We start from the raw sequence: 26,432 nt of genomic DNA on the forward strand, positions 1-26,432 counted from the left end.
GAACCGTCAGATAAAGGTCTTGTATCATGGCATAGAGAGTATTTCGCGTCGAAGGGGAAGAAGCACCATGCCCGAGAATCAGAGCAAGCCCGCCACGGTACAGTCCGCCCAGAGTGAGGAGCGCCCTCAGATTCTGGTGATCACCGGTATTTCCGGTGCAGGCCGCAGTACTGTCGCAAATGTACTGGAGGATGAGGGCTGGTACGTTATCGATAACATCCCGCCGCAGATGCTCGGTTCCCTGGCTGAACTGGTGACCCGCGACGGTGCGCGAGTTCCGAAGGTGGCGCTCGGTATTGACGTTCGCGCCCGCGCCCTGTTCTCCGATCTTCCCGCTGCGATTGAGACTCTGCGCAAGTCCGATATTGACTTCTCCATGCTCTTCCTTGACGCCAAGGATGAGACCATTATTGCCCGCTACGAGGCTCAGCGCCGCCCGCACCCGCTGCAGGGTGAGGGCCGCGTCCTCGACGGTATCCGCGCTGAACGCACTCTCTTTGAAGGTCTGCGCCTCGCTTCTGACCGCACCATTGACACCACCGGCATGAACGTTCACGAGCTGGCTCGTACCGTGCGTGAAATGTTTGCTGAGGGTGCGGATAAGAAGCTGAACCTGACCGTGATGAGCTTCGGCTTCAAGTACGGTGCGCCGTCGGACGCTAACTACATGGCTGATATGCGTTTCATCCCGAACCCCCACTGGGTTCCGGAGCTGCGCCCTCTGACCGGTCAGGACGCCCCGGTGCGCGACTACGTGCTGGAGCACGCGGGCACTGAGGAGTTCATCAGCAACTACCTTGCGGCCCTTCGCCCCGTGCTTGAGGGCTACCGCCGTGAGGGCAAGTACTACGCCACCATCGCAATTGGCTGCACCGGTGGTAAGCACCGTTCCGTGGCTGTGACGGAGGAACTGGCTCGTCGTCTCTCTGCTTTCGGTGAGCTGAACGTGAATGTTCAGCACCGCGACAAGGGCCGCGAGTAAGTTTTTCCCGGCGCGTCCCAACCACCGCGTCGTGATTCATTGGCCGCCGTCCGGCCCTGCACCGTGGGGCCGGCATACCGTTCCTTCCGGGTATGTGAGGTATTACTATGTCCACCCATTCGACCAGTTATGACACTCAGGGTATTCCGCGCCTGCCGGCTCTGCCGACTCAGGCGTTGCGCCTGTTGAAGACCACGCACCGTTCGCCGAAGGTCACGGCGATGGGCGGCGGTCACGGGCTGTACGGTTCCCTGTCTGCGCTACGCCACGTCACGCCTGATTTGACGGCTGTTGTGACGGTTGCTGACGATGGCGGCTCGTCGGGTCGTTTGCGTGAGGAGATGGGTATTCTCCCTCCGGGGGATTTGCGTATGGCGCTTTCTGCGCTGTGTGATGACACCGATTGGGGTCGCACGTGGCGTGATGTGATGCAGCATCGTTTTAGCGCGCCCGAGGGTTATGAGGGGGAGTTCCCGCTGGATTACCATGCTCTCGGTAACCTGCTGATTGCGACTCTCTGGCAGCTGCTGGATGACCCGGTTGCCGGCCTGGACTGGGCGGGTGCCCTGCTGAATGCGCGCGGCCGTGTGCTGCCGATGGCGCTGGATCCGATGGTCATTTACGGCACCGTGCTGCGTGAGCATAACGGCGGCGGTATTGAGCGTGTGAAGGTGGTCGGCCAGGTGAACCTCTCAAAGGAGGAGCGGGTTCACGATATTGGTCTGACCCCTGAGAATGCTCGCCCCTGCCCGGAGGCGCTCTCCGCTATTGAAGAATCCGATTGGATTGTTTTGGGCCCGGGTTCGTGGCGTACGTCGGTTCTGCCGCATCTGCTGTTGGACGCTCAGCGTGAGGCGATTATCCGCACGGAGGCGCGCCGCTGCGTGGTCATGAACCTCTCCGACGATAAGGAGACGGTCGGCTTCACCCCGGCAACGCACCTGGATTTGTTGCGCCAGTACGCCCCGAAGCTTCACCTGGACGCGGTGATTGCTGACGCTGACATGCAGGCTGATCACCGTTCCGAGCTGGAGCGTGAGGCTTCTGCGATGGGTGCGAAGGTTGTGTGGGCGCATCTGCGTTCGAGCTCCCAGCCGAATGTGCACGACCCGCTGAAGCTTGCGGCTGCGTATAACGAAGCGTTTGAGCTGAGTTCTTAGATTGACTGGCTTGGATTTGCGGCTCAGGTGTGCTGCTTGAGCTGGCTGTTTTGTGCGCTCTTTTCCTGATTTTTAGACTTAAACACTACGCCCAGAAGGACCTTTCATGGCATTAACCACGCTCGTCAAGGACGAACTCGCCAACTACGAGGCAACGAAAGTCTCTGCTCGTAAGGCAGAAATCTCTACGATTCTGCGTTTTACCGGAGGCCTGCACATTGTCTCGGGGCGAATCGTGGTGGAGTCTGAGGTCGACCACGAGGCAACCGCCCACCGCATGCGCCGCACCATTGCGGAGATTTACGGTCACGACTCTGAGCTGACCAGCGTCAGCGGTGGTGGTCTGCGTCGAGGCGGCCGCTACATTGTGCGTGTGGATCACGGTGGTGAGGCACTAGCTCGCCAGACCGGTCTGCTGGATTTGCGTGGCCGCCCGGTGCGTGGCCTGCCGCCGGCTGTGGTGAACGGCTCCCTGCAGGATGCCGAGGCGGTTATGCGCGGTGCGTTCTTGGCGCACGGTTCGCTGACCGAGCCGGGTCGTTCCTCCTCCCTGGAGATTACCTGCCCCGGCCCGGAGGCGGCGCTCGCGCTGGTGGGTGCGGCTCGTCGCTTGGAGATTATTGCGAAGGCACGCGAGGTGCGCGGCACCGACCGTGTGGTGGTGCGTGACGGCGAGACCATTTCGCAGCTGCTGGAGCGTATGGGTGCGACTAGCACCCTGACCACGTGGCGTGAGGCGCGCACCCGCAAGGAGGTTCGTGCGACCGCAAATCGTCTGGCGAATTTTGATGATGCGAACCTGCGCCGTAGCGCTCAGGCGGCTGTTGCGGCGAGCGCCCGCGTGGAGCGTGCCCTGCAGATTCTGGGGCATGAGGCGCCGGATCATCTGCGCTATGCCGGTGAGTTGCGTGTGTTGCATAAGCACGCGTCGTTGGATGAGCTGGGTCGTCTGGCTGATCCGCCGATGACGAAGGACGCGATTGCGGGCCGTATTCGTCGCCTGCTGGTGATGGCTGATAAGCGTGCTTCGGAGCTGGGCGTTCCGGGTACTGAGCTTCCGCGCGAGGACTAGGCGAAGGCTAGATTCCGGTCTTAAACGGTGCGGGAAGCTCGTGTGGCTGAGGTGTTTGTGACGGTTTTGTGACAAACCAAACCCCTCCGTTTTTGAACAAAAACCGCATATTTTTCAAAAATGAGCCTGTGGATGGCCCCTTTCGCGTTGTGCGAGGGGAGTTATCCACAGGCTCTTTGCATGCGCTCGTGCGTTCGCGCGCGTGAGCCTAGGGTAGGGGTATGACGAGCATGACCCCCAACCCCGACCAGAATGCTGTACAGGGCACTGTGCAGGACAGCGCACCCCAGCAGGGTAGTACAGCCCAGCAGGGCGGCGCGCAGCGTAGCGCCCGCTCCCTGATGAACAGCCTCTACCGTAGCCCGCGCGCCCGCAAGAACGGCGCGCCGGACGCCGAGGACACCGTGCCGCTGGCTATTGCCGCTGAGGTAACGCCGGCGCAGATGCCTGCCGAAGAAGCACCCGCCGAGCCCGCGCCTGCCGGCCAGCCCGAGGCATCCCAGCCGGAGTCGAATGGCTGGGCTGACTGGGATCAGCAGCCCGACTGGAACGAGGTGGACGACTGGGCGGAGTGGGAGCAGGCTGATCAGCCCGGCACCACCCGCAGTACCCGTTGGGGCTTGTCGCCGCGCGTGTTGCTTCTGGTGGCGGTGCTGGCGTTGGTTGCCGTGGTGTGGGGTGTGACCCAGTTTTCGGCGGCGCCGCGTGCCGAGCAGGTCGCCTCCCCGAGTGCTTCAGCCGAGTCGGTGCAGGCGGTGGGTGCCCAGCAGAGCCCCGGTGCTCAACCCGGCACTCAGTCTACTGCCCAGCCGGGTGCTAACCCGAGTGAATCTGCGCAGGGTGGCGCCTCCGGTGAGGCTACCGTGCGGGTGCACGTGGCGGGTGCCGTGAACAACCCCGGCGTATATACTCTGCCCGCACAGGGTCGTGCCGTGGATGCGATTGCCGCCGCCTCCGGTGCCGCCGCGGATGCTGACCTGGACCGCGTGAACCTCGCCGGTACGCTGAGTGACGGGGTGCAGATTTATGTGCCGCATCGTGGTGAGACGGCCGCCCCGGCGCAGATTCAGCCCAATGGCGGCACGGCGAATGCCGGTCAGGGTAACTCGGCGAATGGTGCAGCGCAGAACGGTGCATCTCAGGGTGGTACTCAGCCTCAGCCTGCACGCACGCTGACCGCTTCGGGCAGCGCCCAGAAGGGCTCATCCCCGGTGAACATTAACACCGCCACCGCTGAGGAGCTGCAGTCCCTGCCGCGTATTGGTCCGGCGATGGCTCAGCGCATTATTGCCTGGCGTGAGGCGCACGGCGGTTTCCGTAGCGTGGATGAGCTGGATGCGGTGCCCGGCATCGGTCCGTCGATGCTGGAGAATCTGCGTCCGCTGGTGACGGTCTAATGCACCGGCAGAATCGCTTGCAGAACCGCAGGCCGAACCGCCAGCAGGCGGGGGTTCGGGAACTATTTCCCGGGTCCTTGCGTCTCACCGGATCCGCGGCGACGGTGTATCGCCGCGCCCGCTACCGCTGGAGCATCGGCGCTGAACGGTGGCGTACCCGCCGCGACGAGCAGGAGCTGCGCGCCCAGGGAAGCCTCATTCATCTGGACCTTCGCCTGAGTTTTACGGTGCTGGCGCTGTGGGCTTTTACCGCGGTGGCGCTGACCGTGGGCACGTGGCGGGTGGTGCATCCGCTGGCGTGCGTGCTCATTGCCCTGCTGGGGTGCCTGGCGATTCTGCTCTTCTTTCCGCCGCGTGCGGTGATGCCCTACAGCCTGCTCTTTCGCACGACCGGTCAGCTGGTTTTTCTGGCGTGTATTGTGACGGTTCAGGCGGTGCTTTTGTGCGCTACGGGGGTGGATGCATCCCGCGCCACCCTACAGCAGGCGCAGGGTGCCTCGCTTCGTCTGAACGGCACGGTGGAGCAGGTTCGCCGCGTGGATCCGCGAACTACCCTGGTGGTTATTAAGCTGGAGGAAATTCAGGGGCGGAGCGTGCGTGCGCTGGTGAATGAGCGGGTGCGCGTGTACCGGCGTGATGGTTCGGCAAAGAGCGCCGCGCAGCGTCTGGAGGCACGTTCGGCGGCGAGTTCGGCGACTCAGCAGCAGGGGAACGGTACCGCGCGCCCGCAGGCACTCTATCCGGGCATGAAGGTGACCGCCCTCGGCACGGTGGAGTTCAACGGTTCCACGGCGAAGCTGAGCGGCGCGACTATTTTCCCGATGCCTGCCCCCGCCTACGGTGCCGGGTCGGACACTATCACCCGGACTGCGGAGGAGCCGTACCTGTCCACGCTCAAGGAGCAGCTGCGCACCCGCGCCCTGGACACCCTCGACACGGAGTCGGCGGCGCTGGTTTTGGGCACCGCCTACGGGGACGATTCGCTGATGAGTTCCACCGCGCGGGAGGAGTATAAGCTCAGCGGGCTCAGCCATATTACGGCGGTGTCCGGGGCGAATATTGCCATTGTGTTTTTGGGCGCGTACCGGCTGGTGTTGGCGATTCGCCCGTACCGTTTCGCCAGCGCATACCTGCTGTTCCGCTCCTGGAAGCAGCGGTTGCGGGGGAGAGGCGCGGGTCCTTCTCGCCGCCCCGCGTACCCCCGGCGCGCCGCCCATACTCAACAACTAGCCCAGCCTCAAAAACCCGCCCGTGCTCAACGGCCTACTCTGCCAAACGCCCACGCCCTGCCGCCGCTTGTGCATCGGCTGAGTACCCTCGCCATTCCGCACCGCGTCATGGTGCTGTGCGGGGTTGCGGCGGTGCTCGCCTACGCCATGCTGCTGGAGACTGAGGGTTCCGTGATTCGTTCCCTCGCCATGGGTCTGCTCGGTGCTTACGCGATGCTGTGCGGTTCGGGTCGTCAGTCCTTGGCGGCGCTTCAAACGACGGTGCTGATGTGTTTGCTTGCCGCCCCGCACCTTGCCGTGGATATGGGGTTCGCCCTGTCGGTGACGGCAACCTCCGCGCTGATTCTGCTGGGTCCGCCGCTGATTCGCCTGCTCATGCGCCTCATGCCGGTGTTCTGCGCGGAAATGCTCGCCGCGCCAATCGTGGCGTCCCTGTGGTGTACTCCGCTGATTTTGGCGATGAGCGGTAAAGTGCCGCTCTACTCTGTTCCGGCGAACCTGATTGCCGCTCCTTTGGCGCCGCTGAGCATGCTCGCCGGGCTGGGGGCGCTCGGATTCATGCTCCTGGGTCTGCCCGCTCTGGCGGATGTGTGCCTTCGTGCCGGTGGTCTTGCCGCGCAGGGTATTGAGTGGGCGGCGCACACTGCCGCGCACGCGCCGGGTAACCCGTGGGAGCCCGGTTCGAGCGTGCCGGCGGTGGTGTGTAGCGCCCTCTGCGTACTGGGTCTGAGCGTTGTCCTCTGGTGGGTGGATGCGCGCCGCTACCGTGCGGTCACGCACCGGCAGTATGTGCGGGTGGTACCGCACACCGCGCCCGCCTATCAGCACCCCCATCAGCCCGCCCGTTCTTAACCATCTCGCCCTGCCCAATTCACCCTGACCAATGCTAGGAGGCACCCGAGAAGAAAACGCTATGATGGATACTCGAGACTCTACCCGCGCCGCACCCCCGTGCGCAGTGGGGCCGAGTTCAGCCCGTACCCTGCAGATAAAGGCGAGTGATAAGCGTGTCCGAGCGTAAGCGTTCAACCCAACGTGGTGGTTCCCGAGGCTACGCCCGCCGAGGCGGCCCCGCCCTCGACACCGCGTGGCGTACCGTCACCCCGGCGCCCGCCGTCATGCTCTACGGCCCGGAGGAGTACTTCGCCTCCCGTGCCGCGGCACGCCTGCGTGAGCTGTTCCGCAGCATCCACCCGGAGGTGGACCGCGTTCAGATTAACGCCGCTACCTACACGGCGGGGGAGCTGATTCTGCACGCTTCGCCCTCCCTGTTCGGTTCTGCGAAGATCATTGAGGTTGAGAACCTCGCCTCCATGAGCGACGAGTTTTTGACCGATACGCTCGCCTACCTGAACGCCCCCGAGCCGGACATCATGCTCATTCTGAACCACTCGGGCGGTAACCGCGGCAAGAAGCTCATCGACCTGGTGCGCTCCCAGTTCGTGCTCATTAACTGCAAGGCGCTCAAGACCGATCGCGAGAAGAGCGAGTTCTTGGCGGGGGAGTTCGCCGCCGCCCAGCGCCCGATTACCGGCGGCGCCCTGGCGTTGCTGACTGCCGCCTCCTCCGACACTGCGGAGCTTGCCGCCGCCTGCCAGCAGCTGCTCTCTGACGTACCCGGCGAAATCACCGAGGAGGTGGTGAACCGCTACTACGGCGGCCGCACCGAGGTCACCGCGTTCCGTGTCAGTGACGCGGCGATTTCCGGTAACGCCCCGGAGGCTCTGCGTCTGCTCCGCCACTCCCTTGCGACCGGCACGGAGCCGATTCCGATGCTTGGCGCGCTCGCTATGCGTATCCGCAATATTGCGCGCGTTCACCACGTGCGTATGAGCGCTAATGAGCTGGCGCGTGAGGTGGGTATGTCACCGTGGCAGGTTGAGCAGGCTCAGCGTGACGGCCGCCGTTTTACCGGCGCCCAGTTGGCGCATATTGTGCAGCTTCTGGCTGATGCGGACGCGCAGCTGAAGGGCGAGTCGCAGGATGCTGTGTATGCGGTGGAGCAGGCTGTTTTGGCGATTGCTCTACCTCCGCGCCTGTAGTGCATAATAGAGCCCATGCTCGAAATTCTGAAGAAAATTTTCTTTGCCCTGCTGCCCTTCCTGCAGAAGGCGGCAGAGGATGCCCTCAACGAGGCTACTGCGTCTAAGGGCGGCTCCGAGTCCTCCCAGAAGAGTGAGTCCCGCAAGGATGAATCTCGTCAGCGTGAATCTCGTCAGGGTGAGGCTCGCACCTCCGGCTCTTCGGCGCCTAAGCCGAGCGCCCCGAAGTCTTCCTCGGCACCTAAGCCTTCCGCACCGGCCTCGACCGGCGCATCCGACGGTTCGGATTACCCGGGCGATTACCGTGACATGATCAACTTTGAGTACTCGCCTTCCCTGGATGGCGACGCTGACCCGGGTGAAATCGTGTGGACGTGGGTTCCCTTCGAGGAGGACCATTCGCAGGGTAAGGACCGCCCGGTGCTTCTGGTGGGTCGTGACGGTGAGTACTTGCTGGCGCTGATGATGACCAGCAAGGATCACAATAACCGTGAGCACGCTGATCCGAATTACCTTGATATTGGTTCGGGCCCGTGGGATCCGCAGGGCCGCGCTTCTGAGGTGAAGCTGAACCGTGTGATTCGTGTTCGCCCGGATGCGATGCGCCGTGAGGGTGCGATTATGCCGGAGGATACGTTCCGCCTGATTGAGCGTGCGTGGACTCGCCATAACGGCTAACGCCCTGTGCCGGTAGTTTCACCGGCGACCGGTGCGGATTATCTGCGCCGGATGTGGAGGCTGCGTGTAGCGGTTTTCACAGTATTTTTCTCTCCGCGAGGGTCTGTCGTGGAGGCTGTTCATCTGGTATTATGTGTGGTTGAGTGTCCGATGGTCATCGGGCACTGCTGGCCGGTTGCCATAGGCATCCCCACGCCGCTCAGTCGATGATCGGCCAGCGTCGCCCTCACCGACCAATAAGACAAAACAGAAAGTTTAATTGTGGCTAACATTAAGTCTCAGAAGAAGCGTATCCTCACCAACGAGAAGGCTCGTCTGCGCAACAACATTGTAAAGTCCGAGCTGAAGACCGCGACCCGCAAGGTCAAGGCTGCTGTTGAGGCACAGAACAAGGAAGCAGCTGTTGAGGCTCTGCGTTTTGTGAACCGTAAGCTGGACAAGGCTGTTTCCAAGGGTGTTCTGCACAAGAAGACCGCTGCAAACAAGAAGTCCGGTCTTGCTACGCTGGTAAACAAGGCTTTCTAAAACTTGCGGGGTACGTGAGTACCTCTCTGGTTTAAGGGCAGAGACCCCCTGTGTTCCCCCTCCTCTAAGGGGAACGCAGGGGGTCTCTTTTTGCCCAATTCTTGGTACGGATTCCCTGCCCAGATTCGGGGAGGCGCTCGCCCGGTGACGAAACCGCTTGCGGGTTGCGTGGGAGCCCGTATAGTGGGAACTATCGGCGGTACCGCACACCGCCCGCACCCTAACAATAGTGCCGTATAGACGGCACCGGGGGAGTGAGCACCGCCGATACACACCACACAACCACCGACCACGAGCTAAGGACAACGATGAGCCAGCCTAACTTCCCTCCCGCCCGACTCTTTGACGCTTTCGCCAAGCCCGCCTCCCCAGAACAGCCCGCGAAGAAGGGCCTGCTCGGCAAGCTGCGCCTGAGCGAATCCTCCGAAGAGGACAACTACACAACCGTCATGCTGGTCGGTTTCAACTCCGCGAAGGAACCGCCGGGCAACGGCGAGGACGCCCTCGACGTGATTCACCGCGCCTTCGACCCGTGCGATGAGAGCCCCGGCTTCGACATGGACGACTTCTACGACTACGGTTCCGTCGCCCCGCAGCTGCTGAACAACGACGATTCCGAATCCACGGTCCTGGTGTGGCCCAAGATGTTCTACAACATGGTCACCATCCCGGAGCGCCGCCTGCGCCTGCTCGTGGTGACCGGCCCCGCCCCGAGCCTGTGCCTGCAGCGGTTCATGAACCGCTTCTTCAAGTACGTGAAGAAGCTCCACGTGGACCACGCAATCTTCGTTGAAACCTTCGAGGACCAGGTGGCGCACACCCGCCCGTACCCGTACACGCTGACCACTCACGACGAGAAGCTGGCGGCCATCCCCGGTATTCTGCACGAGGACTACACCGGCCCCACCTCGGTGACGATGGCAATGTCTGCGCTCGCCGCTGAGCACGGCCTGTCCTCCTCGGTCATGCTGCGTATGAGCATCCCGGGGTACCTGAGCTTTGACCAGCAGAACCCGCGCGCGGTCGTGAGCCTGATCGAGGCGCTGGAAGTCATCCTCGGCATTACAGTCGAGTCGGAGGAGTACGACCGCCTGCGCGCCCACGCCGATGAGTGGGAGGCGGAGCTCGCCGAAGAAATGGCGAAGGACTACGAGAAGGTTGAGCTGGTGCGTGAGATTGAGCAGAAGATGGATTCGACTCTGCGCACTGTCTCCGGTGAGGTGATTGCTGAGGATATTGAGGGCTACCTGGATTCCCTCAGCGGCACCTCCGGGATCGACTCAGGGACCGTAAATCCTGGCGATGGTGGTGCGGATTCCGCGGAGGATTCTTCGGAACGCTAGGTCCGTTCGCACATATGGCGCGGGTATGGGAAAATGATAGGTAACTATGCCCATACCCGCAGCCAGCATCTCGAAAGGATGATGTGATTGGCACCGATGTCGAAGAACCCGCCCGTTCCGGCGGCGACCGACCCCGCGATTATTCGCAATTTCTGCATTATCGCCCATATTGACCACGGTAAGTCCACCCTCGCAGACCGTATGCTGCAGGCCACCGGCGTGGTTGCCCCGCGCGATATGAAGGCGCAGTACCTGGACCGCATGGACATTGAGCGTGAACGCGGTATCACCATTAAGTCTCAGGCTGTGCGCATGCCCTGGGATGTTGACGGCACCTCCTACGCGCTGAACATGATTGACACCCCCGGCCACGTGGACTTCACCTATGAGGTGTCCCGCTCCCTGGCCGCGTGTGAGGGTGCGCTTCTGCTCGTGGACGCCGCCCAGGGTATTGAGGCTCAGACCCTGGCGAACCTGTACTTGGCGATGGAGAACGACCTGACCATCATCCCGGTGCTGAACAAGATTGACCTTCCCGCGGCTCAGCCCGATAAGTACGCTGAGGAGCTGGCGAACCTGATTGGTTGCGAGCCGGACGAGGTTCTGCGCGTATCGGGTAAGACCGGTGAGGGTGTTGAGGCTCTGCTGGACCGTATTGTGGAGGCGATTCCCGCCCCGCAGGGTGACGCATCCGCCCCGGCGCGTGCCATGATTTTTGACTCGGTGTACGACTCGTACCGCGGTGTGGTCACCTATGTGCGTGTTGTGGACGGTAGCCTGCAGCCGCGTCAGAAGATTAAGATGATGTCCACCGGCGCTGAGCATGACCTGCTCGAAATCGGCGTGATTTCCCCTGAGCCTGTCCCGTCGAAGGGCCTGGGTGTGGGCGAGGTGGGTTACCTCATTACCGGTGTGAAGGACGTCCGTCAGTCCCGTGTGGGTGATACCGTCACTTCTGCCGCGAAGCCTGCGCAGGAGTCCCTGGGCGGTTATGAGGACCCCAAGCCGATGGTGTTCTCGGGCCTGTTCCCGATTGATGGTTCTGACTACCCGGCGCTGCGTGATGCGCTGGATAAGCTGAAGCTCAACGACGCCGCGCTGATTTACGAGCCGGAAACTTCTGCCGCTCTGGGCTTTGGTTTCCGCTGTGGCTTCTTGGGTCTGCTGCACCTGGAGATTGTGCGTGAGCGTCTGGAACGCGAGTTCAACCTTGACCTGATTTCGACCGCACCGAACGTTATTTACGACGTGGTGGATGAGGCGGGTAATGCTAAGCGCGTGACCAACCCGAGTGAATTCCCCGAGGGTAAGGTCGCGACCATTCGCGAGCCCATGGTGGCGTGTACGATTATTGCCCCGAGCGAGTACATTGGCGCGATTATGGAGCTGTGCCAGGCTCGCCGCGGCCAGATCGGCGGCATGGATTACCTGTCCGAGGATCGTGTGGAGATGCGTTACCGCCTGCCCCTGGCAGAGATTGTGTTCGACTTCTTCGATCAGTTGAAGTCCCGTACCCGCGGTTACGCGTCGCTGGACTGGAAGTTCGACGGTGAGGAAGAGGCTGACCTGGTGAAGGTCGACATCCTGCTGCAGGGTGAGAAGGTGGATGCGTTCAGCGCCATTACTCACCGCGATAAGGCGTACTCGTACGGCCTGATGATGACTTCTAAGCTGCGTGAGCTGATTCCTCGCCAGCAGTTTGAGGTGCCGATTCAGGCGGCTATCGGTTCGCGTATTATTGCCCGCGAGAATATCCGCGCGATGCGTAAGGACGTTCTGTCTAAGTGTTACGGTGGCGATATTTCGCGTAAGCGTAAGCTGCTGGAGAAGCAGAAGGAAGGCAAGAAGCGCATGAAGATGGTCGGTCGTGTGGAGGTTCCTCAGGAAGCCTTCATTGCGGCACTGTCTTCGAGCGAGGAGAAGGAAAAGAAGAAGTAGCCTTCTCAGATCTTCTAATGTAGGCGGCGTGCTCTACCCCTAAGTGGGGAGGGGCACGCCGCCTTTGCTATGCCTAGACGGGCATAGGTTGCTTGGAGATAGGTAATTAGCATTATTTTGATATTCATTAGGGTGTAATGCGTGTTACCCCTTGTCAGGGTATTAGGTGTAGAAGTAAGGTAAGACTGGGTGTAGCACGGATGATTACACCCATGGTTTACATTCAAAGGAGAATCATGAACGACAAGGTTCCCAAGAATAAAAAAGATCATCTTATTCCTGCATGCATAATTGGAAGTTTTTCTAAAGAATCGGGGCAAGGAGACAGAAGAAGAAATAATATAGTCTCTGTAAAAAGAAGAGGAAAAGCTGAAATCTATGAAACCAAGGCGGGGAGTGTACTATATTCTAATGGAGAATATGATTCTCTATTAGATGACCTATCTGGAAGAAGGGTTACAGATGGGCTATGGGATGAATATGAAAGTGAACTTCCCAAGCTGATAAAAAATTTTGAAAGCAGAATGAAGCTATCTTGGGACATGTATATAGAGACGTTAGTTCCATACGTGGCATCATTGTTCATCCGGGACCAAGGGTACAGGAAATGGGTAAATTCTCAGGCAAATAACCTATTGGGGGCAGACGCAACAGACGAGACAACTCAGTTCAATCGTGGAAAATTCTATGCAGAGAATAAAATAGATATTCTTGCATACTCTATCGATGTTCTTGTAGATGAGATGAAGCGTTTTATTTTACCTGATAGAGGTATATCATTTATTTTTCCTTCATCTGATGAATGGAGATCTGATTCAATGATTTCAGATTGTGGAGTTCCTAATGGCTCCAGGATTTATCTAGCTGGAGAAGATTGCTTAAGTCCTCTATCATTCCTTGTTCCAATCTCCTCAAAAATAGTAATCAAGCTGACACCTAGAGAGAATATATATGGTTCACTAGAAGGCGATACTGTACCCATTCGGTACATTGATTTAACCCAGCAAATTGTAGATACTGAATTTGGTAAGGAACAAGCGGTTAAATATATCAATACTGCATTGGCGCAAGGCGCTAGGGATGTGATGATTGGTGCAGATAAAGATAATTTAACGAACATTGAATTTTTTGATATTTCAGATGATTATTTTGTTGAAAACATTCTTGCAATGGGTGCGTTAATTAGGGAAAGTAGCAAGGAGGCCGCAGGCAATATATGTAAGTTTTATAGAAACATGGAAGGATTCACGGGGGAAATAATATATCATAAGCATGCAGGGCCTGTATTAAGATCTTTTCTTATTAGGAAATACATAAATCCCAGTGATGATGAGTTGCAATTTTACGGAAAACGCGGACTAAGAAAAATAAATAAGCAGACAGACTTTAAATATATAGCAGAATATATATTCTAAAACAATAATTAAGGGGTGCATATATTCCAGTTATATGCACTCCTTAATTATTGCTTTAATTTTATAGTCTGTCACCTTAGTGTCGTTGCATCCTTTACAATTTACCCAATTGGAAAATGTAGGGTTTGAATGTGATTTATCTAATGCTAAAATATGCACAGTATGATTTTGTTTTGTGGAAGAATTATTATTCTTTAGCTCGGAAATCTACGTATTGCATTAACGTATTTATCGCAGATATATAGGAGGCAGAATGCCCGCCCAGCCCACCGGCGCCCCCGCACCCCGCGACGGGCGCATCCCCGCCACCAGCGCGGCAGGATGCGAAACCCGCGACTTCAGCCTCTACGTACACATCCCCTTCTGCTCCGTACGCTGCGGCTACTGCGACTTCAACACCTACGCCACCGAAGACTTCGGCAACGGCATCGGACTCGGCACCTACGCCGACGACGCCATCGCAGAAATCCTCTTCGCCGCCCGCACCCTCGAAACCTCCGGCGTCGCAAAACGCCCCATGCACACCGTCTTCTTCGGAGGCGGCACCCCCACCAAACTACCCGCCCGTGACCTCGTACGCATCCTGCACGCAGCCATCGACGTATTCGGCCTGGTCGAAGGTGCAGAAGTCACCACCGAAGCGAACCCCGACTCCGTCACCCGCGAAGACCTGCAAACCCTCAAGGACGGCGGCTTCACCCGCGTATCCTTCGGCATGCAGTCCGTCGTCCCCGAAGTGCTACAGGTACTCGACCGCACCCACACCCCGTCGAACGTGCCGAAGGTCGTCGCCTGGGCTAAGGAGGTCGGCCTGCAGGTGTCCGTGGACCTGATTTACGGTTCGCCGGGGGAGAGCCTGCAGCAGTGGGAGCAAAGCGTGCGCGCCTCAATCTCCTACGAGCCGGACCATATTTCCGCCTACTCGCTGATCGTGGAGGACGGCACCAAGCTTGCCGCGCAGATTCGCCGCGGCGAATACACCATGCCCGACGAAGACCTCATGGCGGACATGTACCTGCTCGCCGAGGAGCTACTCACCGAAGCCGGTTACAACTGGTACGAGGTCTCCAACTACTCGCGCAGCCAGGACACCCGCAGCGACCACAACCTCGCCTACTGGCGCAACCAGGACTGGTGGGGTATCGGCCCCGGCGCGCACTCGCACGTGAACGGTACCCGCTGGTGGAACGTGAAGCACCCGGTACCGTACACACAGAAGGTGCGTGCAGGGGAGTCCCCGGCGGCGGCACGTGAGGTACTGGACACCGCCACCCGTGCTTTTGAAACGATTATGCTCATGATCCGTGTGCGTGAGGGCCTGGCGATGCGCGAGCTACTCGCCGTGCACGATGAGGCGCAGCTGGGCGCCTCCCTGCGCTGGCTAGTTTCTCAAGCTCTGATTGAGCCTGACGCTTTAACTTCTCAGGCTGAACCTGACCCTGAAGCTCACGTGCGCCTGACCCTCAAGGGTCGCCTGCTGGGGGACGCGGTGACCCGTGAGCTGCTTCCGGAAGTCTCGGAAGAGCACGAGGAGCACTAAGAAATACCTGCGTGATAAGGGGCTTTCTAGTTGGGGCTGCGTCTTGGCTCAGGTCTGTCGCAGCTCCACTTGAGCGCTGTCTCTGCTGCCGCCTGCGCACGGCGTACATCCCGGAATTGCCGTAATATTTCGGTAATTTCGGGGTGTTTTTGTGGGTTCAGAAAAATTTTTAAAAATTTTTTCGGGGCTTTTTGGAGGAGTGTCAGGGGAGTACTAAACCTTACACGGGCGTGCTAATTGTTCGCATTTGTGCTGGACTAGCTGAAAGAATTTTCCACTCTTTCATACCATTTTTAGGGTGCGTATTTTTCGAATACTTTCCTGCGAAAAATTTTCCCAAAACCCCTAATTTCAAGTTGTGGTTGAAGGTTACGCTGTGCCATAATAGGTCTTGGCAGGACGGTATATGTCTAACAGCGTGTTCTCGTCTTTGCTGAAGTTGAGTGAATACGGTTGTGGGCTCCTGGTAACAGGGGCCCACGATCGTTTAACAACGATTATCTACAGCACCATTCGGTAGAGTTTGCGGCAATTCATGCACACTGAGCAAAGAAGCCCCAAAAGAAAAGCCCTGACAGAAAAGCGCCCGGAAGCAAAGCTCCCGCAGGGTAGCGCCTCCGCCAATAGCCTCTAGAGCAGCAGTACTTAAACACTGAACGCCCCGCACACAACGTGCGGGGCGTTCATCGTAAAAGCTATCAGCGCGGTTTTAGGACTCAGTAGATTCTGCGTTCTCGGTGGAGTAGAAGCGGTCCAGCAGGCGCGGGTTAAAGCGGTAGCTGTACGGCTCACCGCGGTTCACCTCAATGCCGGCACGCAGCGACGCAATAGCCATGAACAGCCACACGAGCGCGCCCAGAACCATAGCAATGTTGCCCAGGCCGGGCAGGAAGGACAGCACCCACAGCACCACCAGAGCAATGGAGGGCAGGAGGGTGAAGTTCATCGCCTCGCGAGCTTCCTGCTCAGCGAAGGGCGCGTTATTGCGGCTGACGTAGAAAACCGCTGCGGAAGGGATGATGCCGAGAATACCGCCGAAGTGAGCGAGAGTCGCACGGTTGCGGTCCTGAATCACGCTAATCTTACGGGTTTTCTGAGGCCCGGTTGCCGGGCGAACATCGTTAGTCACGAAAATCCTGGTTCGATAGAAGTTTCTTGTGGCGATCACCTCAGCCGGTGGAAATACCCTCCGAAGAGGTAAATCGTTTGAGCGGCGGTGACCTAAGAGTGTAGTGATGTTGCGGCAAAACCCACAGGGGCAATGCCACACGCTCAACCATTGTACCGCTTTAGCGGGCAAAACCCACAGGATAATGCCCTCGTGGGAAAGGTTCTGAGCAAACTCACACCTGCGCCCGCAGACTGGGGCAGAATAACGGGTTGCGGGTGCGGTTAGGCTGGGGTTAGGCGCCCGGCTCGGTCAGAAAATCGATGAGCGATTCCACCGGGCCGAGCAGCGTCGGATCCAGGTCAGCGTAGGAGTCAACGCGGGAGAGGATGTGCTTCCACGCCTGCGCCACATCCGCCTGCGTTTCATGCGGCTGACCCAGACGACGCAGCGTGCCCTTCTTGAAGTCCTCGCCGCGCGGCACCTGCGGCCACGCCTTCAAACCCAGCACTGAGGGCTTGACTGCCTGCCAAATATCAATGAACGGGTGGCCCACAATCTTTACGTGCCCGGCGGCACCGGGCACAGCCATCGCCTCCGCGACAATATGCTGCTCCTTCGTGCCCTCAATCAGGTGGTCGACCAGAATACCCAGGCGGCGGCCCGGCCCCGGCGCGAACTCACGAACAGCGCCGGCAAGGTCATCCACGCCGTGCAGCGGCTCCACGACAATGCCCTCAACGCGCAGATCGTGGCCCCAGACCTTCTCCACCAGCTCGGCGTCGTGCAGACCCTCAACCCAGATGCGGGAGGCGCGCGCCACCCGAGCCGGGGCGTTCTTCACCGCGATAGAACCGGAGCGAGAAATCGTGCGCTTGGGCTCCTTCGCGGCCACCGGGGCGACAATCTCAACGGGCTCACCCTCAATCAGGTAGCCAGGACCCAGCGGGAAGTTCTTCACCCTGCCCTTCGCGTCCTCGAGTCCGAAGAAGAGAGCACCGCCGATGCGTTCAGCCTTCACGACCTCACCCACCCAGCCGTTAACATCCTCAATGAGCAGGCCGCGGCGTAGCGGCACCTTACGCGGGGGCGGTGCCTGGCGGCTCATGCGGGCGGCGTTTAGATCCTGGGCACCCCAGCCGTAGGGGGAGTGGTGGGTACTCAACGTATTCTCCTTTGGGGCGGTAGGGGCAGGGCCGGTAGGGCGGTGACAACGCCGGAACAGTTTAGAGAGAACCGGCAGAGGAACTAAAACAGGGGTCGGGCACCCCGCAGATTAAGCGGATAGCGGGAGCGACCCCTTTCAGCCTAGCTATTGTATCGGGTCGGGGGTAGTATCCCCTAGAATTGATACGACCATTGTTGGCGGTGCACTCATCGAGCACCGCCATCGTCTCGAGAGGAAGGAAACGCATGAGCCACTACGATACTCTCGGCGTATCGAACGACGCCAGCCCCGAAGAGATCAAGAAGGCGTACCGAAAGAAGGCACGTCAACTGCACCCCGACGTGAACCCCTCCGAGGACGCAGCCGAAGAGTTCAAGCGCGTCACCCTCGCCTACGAGGTGCTCTCCGACCCCGAAAAGCGCTGCAACTATGACACCACCGGCGACGAACAGGGCCGCGCAGGCTACCCCGGAGGCGGCGGCTACCCGGGCGGCGGATTCAGCGGCTTCGGCGGGTTCGAGGACCTGCTGAACATGTTCACCGGCGGCGCGGCAGGTGCCCGCGGCCCCGCATCCCGCATGCGTCAGGGCCAGGACGACCTGATTACCGTCTCCATCAGCCTGCAGGACGCCGTGTTCGGTGTTGAGAAGACCATTGAGCGTCGCTCCGCCGTGACCTGTAAGTCCTGTAACGGTGAAGGCACCGCGGAGGGCACTCAGCCCGAAACCTGCACCACCTGCTCCGGTCACGGTTTCATGCAGCGCCGTGTGCAGTCCATCCTCGGTACCGTCATGCAGCAGGTCGAATGCCCCGACTGCCACGGCTACGGCACCGTCATCAAGACCCCCTGCCCTGAATGCCACGGTCAGGGCCGCGTCCGTGAAGACGTGCCGCTGACTTTCAACGTTCCCGCCGGTGTGCACGACCAGGCGCGTATCCGCCTGCGCGGCAAGGGCGAGGCCGGTCTGTACGGTGGCCCCAACGGCGACCTGTACATTGATCTGAACGTCAAGCGCGACAAGTACTTTAGCCGCGAGGGCGACAACCTGGCCACCACCGTGAACATCCCCATGGTCGCAGCGGCACTGGGTACCACCATTCCGCTGAAGACCTTCGACGGCGACCAGGAAGTTGTTATCCCCGCAGGCACTCAGAGCGGTGACGTGATCACCCTCAACGGCCTGGGCGCAACCGTGCTCGGCACCGAGCGTCGCGGCGACCTGCTGGTGCGTATCCAGGTGGTCACCCCCACCGACATGACCGAAGAACAGCGTGAACTGCTGCGCCAGTTCGCCGCCCTGCGCGGTGAATCCCTCACCGAAGGTTCGCAGGTCAAGCACCGCGGTGGTCTCTTCTCCCGCCTGAAGAACCAGTTCAAGTAGGATTCCTACACCAAGCTGAGGATGCGGCGGGTGCGGTACTCAACCCGCACCCGCCGCATTCCTGTTAGCACTGCTGTTAGTACTGCTGACAGGAAAGCGCTGTACGCGCCCGCGCTAAGCTGCACACCTATTTCACACTCCACCCACACACCCACGCTTTCAACCCGCACCTCAAGGAGAACCATGAGCGCCCCCATCTTCTACATCAGCACGGAAGAATACGACGCACTCACCCCCGGCGCCACCTGCGCGCTGGGCGGCTCCGAAGGCAAGCACGCCCTCGTCAAGCGCCTTGAGCTCGGCGAACGCATCGACCTGGGTGACGGCACCGGCCGCCGCGCACTCGGTACGGTCGCCTCCATTAATGCGGACGGCGTGAGCGTGCAGGTGCAGGAGCTGCGCGAGGAACGTAGCGTGCCCTCCATCTACCTGGTGCAGGCGCTCGCGAAGGACGGCCGCGACCTGCTCGCCATCGAGACCGCGACCGAGCTGGGCGTGTACGGTGTGCTTCCGTGGAGTGCGGACCGCTCCATCGTGCGGTGGAAGGGGGAGCGCGCCTCCAAGGCACACACCAAGTGGCAGAACACCGTCACCGCCGCCGCGAAGCAGTCGCGCCGCGCGCTCATTCCCGAAGTGTACGACCTGTACAGCACCGCCGACCTGGTGGAGCTCATTGAAGAAGTAGCCGGTTCGGAGCAGTCCGCCGCCGTGTTCATCCTGCACGAGCAGGCGACCGAACGCCTCAGCACCCTGGCACGCAAGCTTGTCGAGGCGGAGAACCTGCCCGAAGAAATCTACCTGCTCGTCGGTCCCGAAGGCGGTATTAGCGACCGCGAAGTGCAGCTCTTCACCGACGCCGGCGCGCAGCTGGCACTGCTCGGTGACGAGGTGCTGCGTTCCTCCACCGCCGGGTCTGCCGCCATGTGCACCCTGAACGTGGTGCTGGGTCGCTGGTAGAGCACCTCCGGTAGAGCGCCGCCGCTCAAGTCCAGCTCCGGCACAGTCCAGCCGGTAAAAGCGCTTGCTAGAGCCCAGCTGATAGAGCCCACCCCGAGCGTGACACATCACGCACATCTATACTTGTAAATACATCACTAGCCAAGGAGCCCATATGACTACCTCCCGACCTCTATCAACCGCGCGCACCGTATCCTTCAAGAGCGCCGCAGAAATGATTGCCGTGCTCGGCCCGCAGGACGCGCACCTGGCGATTATCGAGGACTACTTCGAGCAGATTAGCCTGCGCCCCAAGGACCTGGACGTGCTCATTACCGGCCCCTCCGAGGCCGTGAACACCGTCGCTAAGCTGCTGAACGAACTGCGCGTGCTCTCCAGCCACGACACGCAGATTACCGTGCAGGTCATTCACCGCCTCATGGGTATGCTCGGCGACGAGCTGAGCAACCCGGCGCACTCGCTGTCCACCAGCATCCTCTCCACCCGAGGCACCACGATTCGCCCCAAGACCATTAACCAGAAGAAGTACGTGGACGCTATCGACGCGAACACCGTCATTTTCGGCATCGGCCCGGCGGGTACCGGTAAGACCTACCTCGCCATGGCGAAGGCTGTGCAGGCGCTGCAGACCCACGAAGTGAACCGCATTATCCTCACCCGCCCCGCCGTGGAGGCTGGTGAGCGTCTGGGCTTCCTGCCCGGCACCCTCAACGAGAAGATCGACCCGTACCTGCGCCCGCTCTACGACGCACTGCACGACATGCTCGAGCCCGAAACCATCCCCAAGCTCATGGAGGCGGGCACCATCGAGGTCGCACCGCTGGCGTACATGCGCGGCCGCACCCTCAACGACGCATTCATTATCCTTGACGAGGCGCAGAACACCACCGCCGAGCAGATGAAGATGTTCCTGACCCGCCTGGGCTTCGGCTCGAAGATGGTCATTACCGGTGACATCACCCAGATTGACCTGCCCGGTGGCGCCGCCTCCGGCCTGAAGCAGGTGCGCAACATTCTGCAGGGCGTGGAGGATATTCACTTCAGCATCCTGGAATCCTCTGACGTGGTGCGCCACACCCTGGTGTCGAACATTGTGTCCGCCTACGATCAGTGGGGCGAAGACCAGAAGGCGATGGAACGCAAGCGCAACCGCAAGGTCAAGCGCGCCACCATCGAGGCCGCAGCCGAGAAGCTGCTGGACCGCGCCGGTATTAACGGCGGCTCTGAAAAGAACGCCGAAAAGGACGCCGCGCAGAACCCCAACAACGCACAGACCACCCCGGAAGGACGCTAAACGGTGGCAGAGATCGAATTCGACTGTGAAGAACCCGCAACCGGTGCCGACCCGGCAACCGATGCTTTCATCCGCGAATCTTTCGAAGCGGTAGACACCGAGGTGCTCACCCGCCTCGTCGAGCACGCCTTCAAGCGCATGCACCTTGCCGATGACACCTACCTGTCCATCGCCATCGTGAACGAAGACGAAATGGAACGCGTGCACATCGAGTGGATGGACCTGCCCGGCGCAACCGACGTAATGAGCTTCCCCATGGACGAGCTGGAACCCGGAACCCCCGAAAACCCCTCCAGCGGCATGCTCGGCGACATCATCCTCTGCCCGCCCGTCGCCGCACGTCAGGGCGCAGATGCGGGCCACAGCACCCTCGACGAGCTGTGCCTGCTCACCACCCACGGCATTCTGCACTGCCTCGGCTACGACCACGGCACCGCCGAAGAGGAAGCTGAAATGTTCGGCATTCAGCGCTCCATCCTCGAAGAGTTCCTGGGCCGCCCGGCACCGGTCGAAACCCGACACTAGGGGAGCGGCGTGGATATTCTACTCACAGCCCTCCTCGCCGTTCTTGCGCTCTGTCTGACCGTGGTCGCGGCGATCGCCGAAACCGCGTTCACCTACCTGCCGCACAACGAGGCTGAGGAAGCGGTGGAGGCACACCCGGACACCCTCGGCGCCCGCGTCCTGCAGCGCACCCTCGACGGTGACTCCGAGGTGTACACGCACCCGCTGCGCCTGACCCGCCTCATTGCGGCAGCCGCCGCGGTGCTCGCCACCATGACCTGCCTGCTGAACCTGGTCGAGGTGCACGCGCTCGCCGCCGTGCTGACCCTCGTATTTGTTGCGCTGGTGGGCTACCCGATTCTGCACGTGCTGGCGCGTTCGGTGGGTCGTAACCGCCCGGTTGCGTCGATTCGTGTGCTGGCTCGCCCGGTGCACTACCTGTCAGTCCTGCTGAGCCCGGCGACCGGTCTGCTCGATAAGCTCAGTGTGCGCCTGGCGCCGGAACGTTCGGCTGAGGCCCCGGTCGGCGTGTTCGATGAGGAGGAGTTGCGCGAGTTCCTGGACCGCGCCTCCGATGCTGAAACCATTGAGGACGACGAGGCGCAGATGGTGCAGTCCGTCTTTGAGATGGACGATACCCGCATCCGTTCGCTCATGGTTCCGCGTACCGACATGCTCACCGCCAGCCGTGACACCCCTCTGCGTGAGGCACTGAGCCTGTTCCTGCGTTCGGGTTATTCGCGTATGCCGGTGATTGGTGATTCGAGCGATGAGATTCTGGGCGTGCTCTACCTGAAGGACGCGATGCGCGCCTTCATCCTGCATTCGGAGTCTCCGGAGGGTACCGCCCTGCCGACCGTAGTTGAGCTGATGCGCCCGGCTCGTTTTGAGCCCGAGTCGAAGCGCGCCATGGACCTGCTGCGTGAGATGCAGCGCGAGTCCACGCACGTGGCGATCATTGTTGACGAGTACGGCGGCACCGCCGGTCTGATTACCCTTGAGGATTTGATCGAGGAGCTGGTCGGCGACATTTCTGATGAGTACGACCATGAGCGCCCCGAGTACACGCTGAACGATGACGGCACGTTCCGTCTCTCTGCCCGTCTGGGTATTGATGAGCTGGGCGAGATTTTCGGCCGTGAACTCGACGATGAAGATGTTGATACGGTGGGCGGTCTGCTCGCTAAGCATCTGGGTATGGTGCCGATTATCGGTTCTGAGATTGAGATTGACGGCATTCATATTCGTGCGATTGGTTCGTCGGGCCGCCGCCACCAGGTGGATATGCTGCAGGCGTGGTATGAGCCGCCTCGTGATGAGCAGCAGAACGCTGAAGGTTCCCCGGAATCCTCGGGGTCTAATTCCTCGGAGTCTAGTTCACCGGAGTCTCATTCCCTGACCTCTGAGGTTGCTGACATCCTCACCGTGGATACCGAGCCGCCCGCTGTGGCTGAGCCGCACGCGCATCCGGATCTTCCGGGAGATATTGCAGAGGCTGAACCTGCCACCGATACGCACGGCAACCGCTAGGTACCGAACATAGATGCACAGCATCTTCCCTAACACGCTTTGAGTCGGCCGCCCCGCCCAGAAAAGGCGCAGGCAGATGAGGCTGGCACCCCATACCCCGCACGGGGTTTGACAAGGAGAAACACATGGACCAGGAGTACACCCCGCTCGATTTGAGCATGCTGGACTTGAGCACCCCGCTGCCGACCTACCCGGAGAATTTCCGCTCGGGCTTCGCGTCGCTGGTGGGCCGCCCGAATGCGGGTAAGTCTACTCTGACGAACGCTATGGTCGGTCAGAAGGTGGCTATTACCTCGAACCGTCCGCAGACGACCCGCCACACGATCCGCGGTATTGTGCACAAGGACGAGTACCAGCTGATTCTGGTGGACACCCCGGGTATTCACCGCCCCCGCACTCTGCTGGGTGAGCGTCTGAACGACCTGGTGGCGAGCACCCTTTCGCAGGTGGATGTGCTGGGCTTCTGCATTCCGGCGAATGAGAAGATCGGTCCGGGTGACCGTTACATTGCCTCGCAGCTGGTGGCGTCGAGCAATAAGCCGGTGGTTGCTATTGTGACGAAGGCTGACACTGTGAGCTCCGAGGAGCTGCGTGAGCAGCTGCTTGCTGTTGAGGCGCTCGGCGAGGAGGTCATGAGCGCTGAGCGTGCGGCTCGTGCTAAGCGCGCCGCGCATCGTGCGAAGAAGGGTAAGGGCGGCAAGAATGATGCTGTGCCTTTCGCGAAAGGTTCGGGTCCTGCGGCTAAGCGCCGTGCCGGTGAGGTTGCTGAGCCGATGCCGGTTGACGGTAAGGGCGGCTGGGCTGCGATTATCCCGGTGTCTGCGGTGAAGCATTTCCAGGTGTCTGCGGTTGCTGACCTGCTGGCGCAGTACACTCCGCTGTCGCCGCCGCTGTACCCGGATGGTGAGCTGACCGATGAGCCGGAGGCAACCCTTATCGCGGAGCTGGTGCGTGAGGCCGCCCTGGAGGGTGCGCGTGAGGAGCTGCCCCACTCGATTGCTGTGACGGTTGAGGAGATGGAGTTCCGTGAGGGCCGCCCGGCGGATAACCCGCTGCTGGATGTGCACGTGAACCTGTTTGTGGAGCGTGAGTCGCAGAAGTACATCATTATCGGTAAGGGCGGCTCGAATCTGCGCAAGATTGGTACGAAGGCTCGTGAGCAGATTGAGGCGATGCTCGGTACCCGCATTTATTTGAATATTCATGTGAAGGTTGCGAAGGAATGGCAGTCTGACGCGCGTGCGTTGAACCGCCTGGGATTCTAGTAGCTTTCCTGAGCGCATCGCCTTGAGGGACTACTCCGAGAGGCGGTCGCGCCTCCTTGTTTTCACCCGGTGGCTTGCGGAAATATGTGCATGCCTCCGGGTGAAACTTTTCACTCTCATTCGGCGCTCATAGGGAAGAGTGTTACTCTGAGAAAGCACTTGCTCACCGGCAGAAAGAGAAAAGGTATGCCCCAGGCACCTCGTTTACGAAGCACCGGTCGTCATATGCGCACGACGGTCATGACTTCAAACCGCAATAAGTGGATTGCTCTGCTCGTTGCTTGCATGCTCGTCGTTGTTGTCGGCTACGGTGGTGTGGTGGCTCTGCGTATGCGCAATAATCTGCATACTCAGGAGCTGAACATCAGCAATTACAAGGACGGCCTGGAGAACGGCGCCTTGGACATTCTCGTGATTGGTTCCGATACCCGTAAGGGTAATAACGGGGCGTACGGTGATGAGGATGACCGCAATTCTGAGGCTCGCGCGGACGTGATGATGCTGTTGCAGATCAGCAAGGACCGTAAGAACGTGAGCGTGCTGTCGTTCCCGCGTGACTTGATGGTCGATGTTCCGCAGTGTACTGATCCTGAGACCGGCACCGTGTACCCGGCTGAGGAGAACGTGCAGATTAACGAGTCTCTGTCTCGCGGTGGTGCCGGTTGTACTGTGGCGACCATTAGCAAGCTGACCGGTGTGAATATTGACCACTTCATGTTGGTGGACTTTAACGCTGTGAAGGAGCTGTCGAAGGTCGTTGGCGGCGTTCAGGTGTGTGTGGACGCTCCGATTGATGACGAGTACAGTGGTCTGAAGCTTCCTGCGGGTACTTCCACTGTTGAGGGTGAGCAGGCTCTTGCGTTCTTGCGTAGCCGCCACGGCTTCTCGGATGGTTCCGATATTGGTCGTATTCAGGCTCAGCAGGGCTTCTTGTCTTCGCTGCTGCGTAAGGTGAAGAGCGAGGGTACTCTGTCGAATCCGGGCCGTCTGATTAACATTTCTGAGGCGATTACTCAGAACGTGACGGTGGATAAGAACCTGGCTAATATCAGCACTCTGGTGGGTGTTGGTGCGACTCTTGGTGGCGTGGACCTGTCGAATGTTGTGTTTGCGACGGTGCCGACTGAGCCGTGGAGCCAGGACGCGAACCGCCTGCAGCTTTCTGCGGATGCTGCGAATGTGTTCCAGCGTCTGCGTGATGATAAGTCGCTGAAGGAGAAGGCTCCGGAGGCGCCGGCTACTGCAGCCGCTCCGGTTCAGCTTGATCGTACGGTTCCGGTGAGCGTGTACAACGCGACCGGTCTGGATGGCCGCTCGGCTACGATTTCTTCGGTGATTGAGGGCCTGGGCTACTCGAATGTTACTCCGGGTACCTCCGCTAACCCGACGAACTTCACCACGGTGTTCTACTCGACCGGTTACGAGGCGGAGGCGAAGGAAATCGCCGCGAAGCTGAACGTGACCCGCGTGGTGGCGACCGAAGAGGTTCTGGGCGTGTCGGTGACGATCGGTACTGACTTCCCGTCCGGTGAGGCGATGGAGAAGCAGGAGGCTGCGATTGCGGGTAACGCGACCGGTCAGACTGCTGATCAGAACAAGTGCCAGACTGCTTTCGCCTACTAGGTTGTAGCTAGTAGAACCGAGTAGAACACAGCGCTGATGCGTGAATAGTGAGTGAAGGGGCGTAGCGCCAGAAATGGTGGCTGCGCCCCTTTGCCGTTAATTCTTTCCAGATGATGGACGGCACTCCGTGCGCTGTGCCACCGCCTCCGGCGCCTGTGATAGCGTGGAGGTATGACTATTGTCGGTGAGAGCATGCGCGGGGTTACCCGCCAGGCAGTGAACCTGCTGCTTATTCGCCGGAACGGGGCACGCTAGAATCTGCCGCAACCGTTCCGGCTTT

The 26,432-nt window shown here is 60.1% G+C and carries 21 protein-coding genes; 19 read left to right on the forward strand and 2 right to left on the reverse strand.

What is annotated here, in order from left to right:
• The first annotated feature begins 67 nt into the window (after nt 1–67).
• From rapZ to hemW, 12 genes are all read left to right on the forward strand, one after another.
• Nucleotides 68–982 (forward strand): RNase adapter RapZ, encoded by a 915-nt coding sequence (rapZ, locus tag ACP3RB_RS03715; protein ID WP_005505957.1) that lies wholly within the window; start codon nt 68–70, stop codon nt 980–982.
• A gap of 107 nt (nt 983–1,089) precedes the next feature.
• On the forward strand, nt 1,090–2,142 hold the full coding sequence (locus tag ACP3RB_RS03720; RefSeq protein ID WP_012903503.1) for a gluconeogenesis factor YvcK family protein: 1,053 nt from the start codon (nt 1,090–1,092) through the stop codon (nt 2,140–2,142).
• A 106-nt stretch (nt 2,143–2,248) separates the two neighbouring features.
• Nucleotides 2,249–3,214, forward strand: a complete 966-nt coding sequence (gene whiA, locus ACP3RB_RS03725) for a DNA-binding protein WhiA (protein ID WP_219101387.1) — start codon at nt 2,249–2,251, stop codon at nt 3,212–3,214.
• Nucleotides 3,215–3,435: 221 nt separating this feature from the next.
• Nucleotides 3,436–4,611, forward strand: a complete 1,176-nt coding sequence (locus tag ACP3RB_RS03730; RefSeq protein ID WP_426699472.1) for a ComEA family DNA-binding protein — start codon at nt 3,436–3,438, stop codon at nt 4,609–4,611.
• A 77-nt stretch (nt 4,612–4,688) separates the two neighbouring features.
• The gene (locus tag ACP3RB_RS03735; RefSeq protein ID WP_426699473.1) at nt 4,689–6,692 is read left to right on the forward strand and encodes a ComEC/Rec2 family competence protein; all 2,004 of its coding nucleotides are present in this window, start codon (nt 4,689–4,691) and stop codon (nt 6,690–6,692) included.
• A gap of 155 nt (nt 6,693–6,847) precedes the next feature.
• Nucleotides 6,848–7,882, forward strand: a complete 1,035-nt coding sequence (gene holA, locus ACP3RB_RS03740; RefSeq protein ID WP_426699474.1) for a DNA polymerase III subunit delta — start codon at nt 6,848–6,850, stop codon at nt 7,880–7,882.
• Between the two features lie 15 nt (nt 7,883–7,897).
• Entirely contained in the window at nt 7,898–8,560 is a 663-nt protein-coding gene (locus tag ACP3RB_RS03745; RefSeq protein ID WP_426699475.1) for a type II toxin-antitoxin system PemK/MazF family toxin, read from the forward strand.
• Nucleotides 8,561–8,821: 261 nt separating this feature from the next.
• On the forward strand, nt 8,822–9,085 hold the full coding sequence (gene rpsT, locus ACP3RB_RS03750) for a 30S ribosomal protein S20 (protein ID WP_049360830.1): 264 nt from the start codon (nt 8,822–8,824) through the stop codon (nt 9,083–9,085).
• A 308-nt stretch (nt 9,086–9,393) separates the two neighbouring features.
• Entirely contained in the window at nt 9,394–10,428 is a 1,035-nt protein-coding gene (locus tag ACP3RB_RS03755) for a PAC2 family protein (protein ID WP_426699476.1), read from the forward strand.
• Nucleotides 10,429–10,524: 96 nt separating this feature from the next.
• Nucleotides 10,525–12,366 carry a translation elongation factor 4 gene (gene lepA, locus ACP3RB_RS03760; RefSeq protein WP_371260001.1) on the forward strand — a complete coding sequence of 614 codons (1,842 nt, stop codon included), beginning with the start codon at nt 10,525–10,527 and terminating at the stop codon, nt 12,364–12,366.
• A gap of 236 nt (nt 12,367–12,602) precedes the next feature.
• Nucleotides 12,603–13,781 (forward strand): hypothetical protein, encoded by a 1,179-nt coding sequence (locus ACP3RB_RS03765; protein ID WP_426699477.1) that lies wholly within the window; start codon nt 12,603–12,605, stop codon nt 13,779–13,781.
• Nucleotides 13,782–14,034: 253 nt separating this feature from the next.
• Nucleotides 14,035–15,321 (forward strand): radical SAM family heme chaperone HemW, encoded by a 1,287-nt coding sequence (hemW, locus tag ACP3RB_RS03770; protein WP_426699478.1) that lies wholly within the window; start codon nt 14,035–14,037, stop codon nt 15,319–15,321.
• A 709-nt stretch (nt 15,322–16,030) separates the two neighbouring features.
• Here the strand turns inward: hemW and ACP3RB_RS03775 are convergent.
• Both ACP3RB_RS03775 and ACP3RB_RS03780 read right to left on the reverse strand, forming a co-directional pair.
• A complete protein-coding gene (locus ACP3RB_RS03775) occupies nt 16,031–16,450 on the reverse strand; it encodes a DUF4870 domain-containing protein (protein WP_426699479.1) in 420 nt (139 codons plus the stop codon).
• Between the two features lie 274 nt (nt 16,451–16,724).
• Nucleotides 16,725–17,594 (reverse strand): DUF3097 domain-containing protein, encoded by an 870-nt coding sequence (locus ACP3RB_RS03780; RefSeq protein ID WP_426699480.1) that lies wholly within the window; start codon nt 17,592–17,594, stop codon nt 16,725–16,727.
• A 248-nt stretch (nt 17,595–17,842) separates the two neighbouring features.
• Between ACP3RB_RS03780 and dnaJ the strand changes: the two genes are divergently transcribed.
• From dnaJ to ACP3RB_RS03815, 7 genes are all read left to right on the forward strand, one after another.
• Nucleotides 17,843–18,979, forward strand: a complete 1,137-nt coding sequence (gene dnaJ / locus ACP3RB_RS03785) for a molecular chaperone DnaJ (protein ID WP_426699481.1) — start codon at nt 17,843–17,845, stop codon at nt 18,977–18,979.
• 183 nt (nt 18,980–19,162) lie between these two features.
• A complete protein-coding gene (locus ACP3RB_RS03790) occupies nt 19,163–19,936 on the forward strand; it encodes a 16S rRNA (uracil(1498)-N(3))-methyltransferase (RefSeq protein WP_426699482.1) in 774 nt (257 codons plus the stop codon).
• Nucleotides 19,937–20,090: 154 nt separating this feature from the next.
• The gene (locus ACP3RB_RS03795) at nt 20,091–21,230 is read left to right on the forward strand and encodes a PhoH family protein (protein ID WP_426699483.1); all 1,140 of its coding nucleotides are present in this window, start codon (nt 20,091–20,093) and stop codon (nt 21,228–21,230) included.
• 3 nt (nt 21,231–21,233) lie between these two features.
• Nucleotides 21,234–21,755, forward strand: a complete 522-nt coding sequence (gene ybeY / locus ACP3RB_RS03800; RefSeq protein ID WP_005505992.1) for an rRNA maturation RNase YbeY — start codon at nt 21,234–21,236, stop codon at nt 21,753–21,755.
• A 9-nt stretch (nt 21,756–21,764) separates the two neighbouring features.
• Nucleotides 21,765–23,264 (forward strand): hemolysin family protein, encoded by a 1,500-nt coding sequence (locus ACP3RB_RS03805; protein ID WP_426699484.1) that lies wholly within the window; start codon nt 21,765–21,767, stop codon nt 23,262–23,264.
• Nucleotides 23,265–23,389: 125 nt separating this feature from the next.
• Nucleotides 23,390–24,529, forward strand: coding sequence for a GTPase Era (locus ACP3RB_RS03810; RefSeq protein WP_424826310.1), 1,140 nt, complete (start codon nt 23,390–23,392; stop codon nt 24,527–24,529).
• 186 nt (nt 24,530–24,715) lie between these two features.
• A complete protein-coding gene (locus tag ACP3RB_RS03815) occupies nt 24,716–26,152 on the forward strand; it encodes an LCP family protein (protein ID WP_426699485.1) in 1,437 nt (478 codons plus the stop codon).
• The last annotated feature ends 280 nt before the right edge of the window (nt 26,153–26,432 follow it).

This window comes from Rothia mucilaginosa, from assembly GCF_049990865.1.
In the GTDB taxonomy this organism is placed as follows: domain Bacteria; phylum Actinomycetota; class Actinomycetes; order Actinomycetales; family Micrococcaceae; genus Rothia; species Rothia mucilaginosa_I.

Bases quoted from the DNA above. Each gene is read 5' to 3' on its own strand.
- rapZ (WP_005505957.1), top strand. From the start codon at position 68: ATGCCCGAGAATCAGAGCAAGCCCGCCACGGTACAGTCCGCCCAGAGT.
- ACP3RB_RS03720 (WP_012903503.1), top strand. From the start codon at position 1,090: ATGTCCACCCATTCGACCAGTTATGACACTCAGGGTATTCCGCGCCTG.
- whiA (WP_219101387.1), top strand. From the start codon at position 2,249: ATGGCATTAACCACGCTCGTCAAGGACGAACTCGCCAACTACGAGGCA.
- ACP3RB_RS03730 (WP_426699472.1), top strand. From the start codon at position 3,436: ATGACGAGCATGACCCCCAACCCCGACCAGAATGCTGTACAGGGCACT.
- ACP3RB_RS03745 (WP_426699475.1), top strand. From the start codon at position 7,898: ATGCTCGAAATTCTGAAGAAAATTTTCTTTGCCCTGCTGCCCTTCCTG.
- ACP3RB_RS03755 (WP_426699476.1), top strand. From the start codon at position 9,394: ATGAGCCAGCCTAACTTCCCTCCCGCCCGACTCTTTGACGCTTTCGCC.
- lepA (WP_371260001.1), top strand. From the start codon at position 10,525: ATGTCGAAGAACCCGCCCGTTCCGGCGGCGACCGACCCCGCGATTATT.
- ACP3RB_RS03765 (WP_426699477.1), top strand. From the start codon at position 12,603: ATGAACGACAAGGTTCCCAAGAATAAAAAAGATCATCTTATTCCTGCA.
- hemW (WP_426699478.1), top strand. From the start codon at position 14,035: ATGCCCGCCCAGCCCACCGGCGCCCCCGCACCCCGCGACGGGCGCATC.
- dnaJ (WP_426699481.1), top strand. From the start codon at position 17,843: ATGAGCCACTACGATACTCTCGGCGTATCGAACGACGCCAGCCCCGAA.
- ACP3RB_RS03790 (WP_426699482.1), top strand. From the start codon at position 19,163: ATGAGCGCCCCCATCTTCTACATCAGCACGGAAGAATACGACGCACTC.
- ACP3RB_RS03795 (WP_426699483.1), top strand. From the start codon at position 20,091: ATGACTACCTCCCGACCTCTATCAACCGCGCGCACCGTATCCTTCAAG.
- ACP3RB_RS03810 (WP_424826310.1), top strand. From the start codon at position 23,390: ATGGACCAGGAGTACACCCCGCTCGATTTGAGCATGCTGGACTTGAGC.
- ACP3RB_RS03815 (WP_426699485.1), top strand. From the start codon at position 24,716: ATGCCCCAGGCACCTCGTTTACGAAGCACCGGTCGTCATATGCGCACG.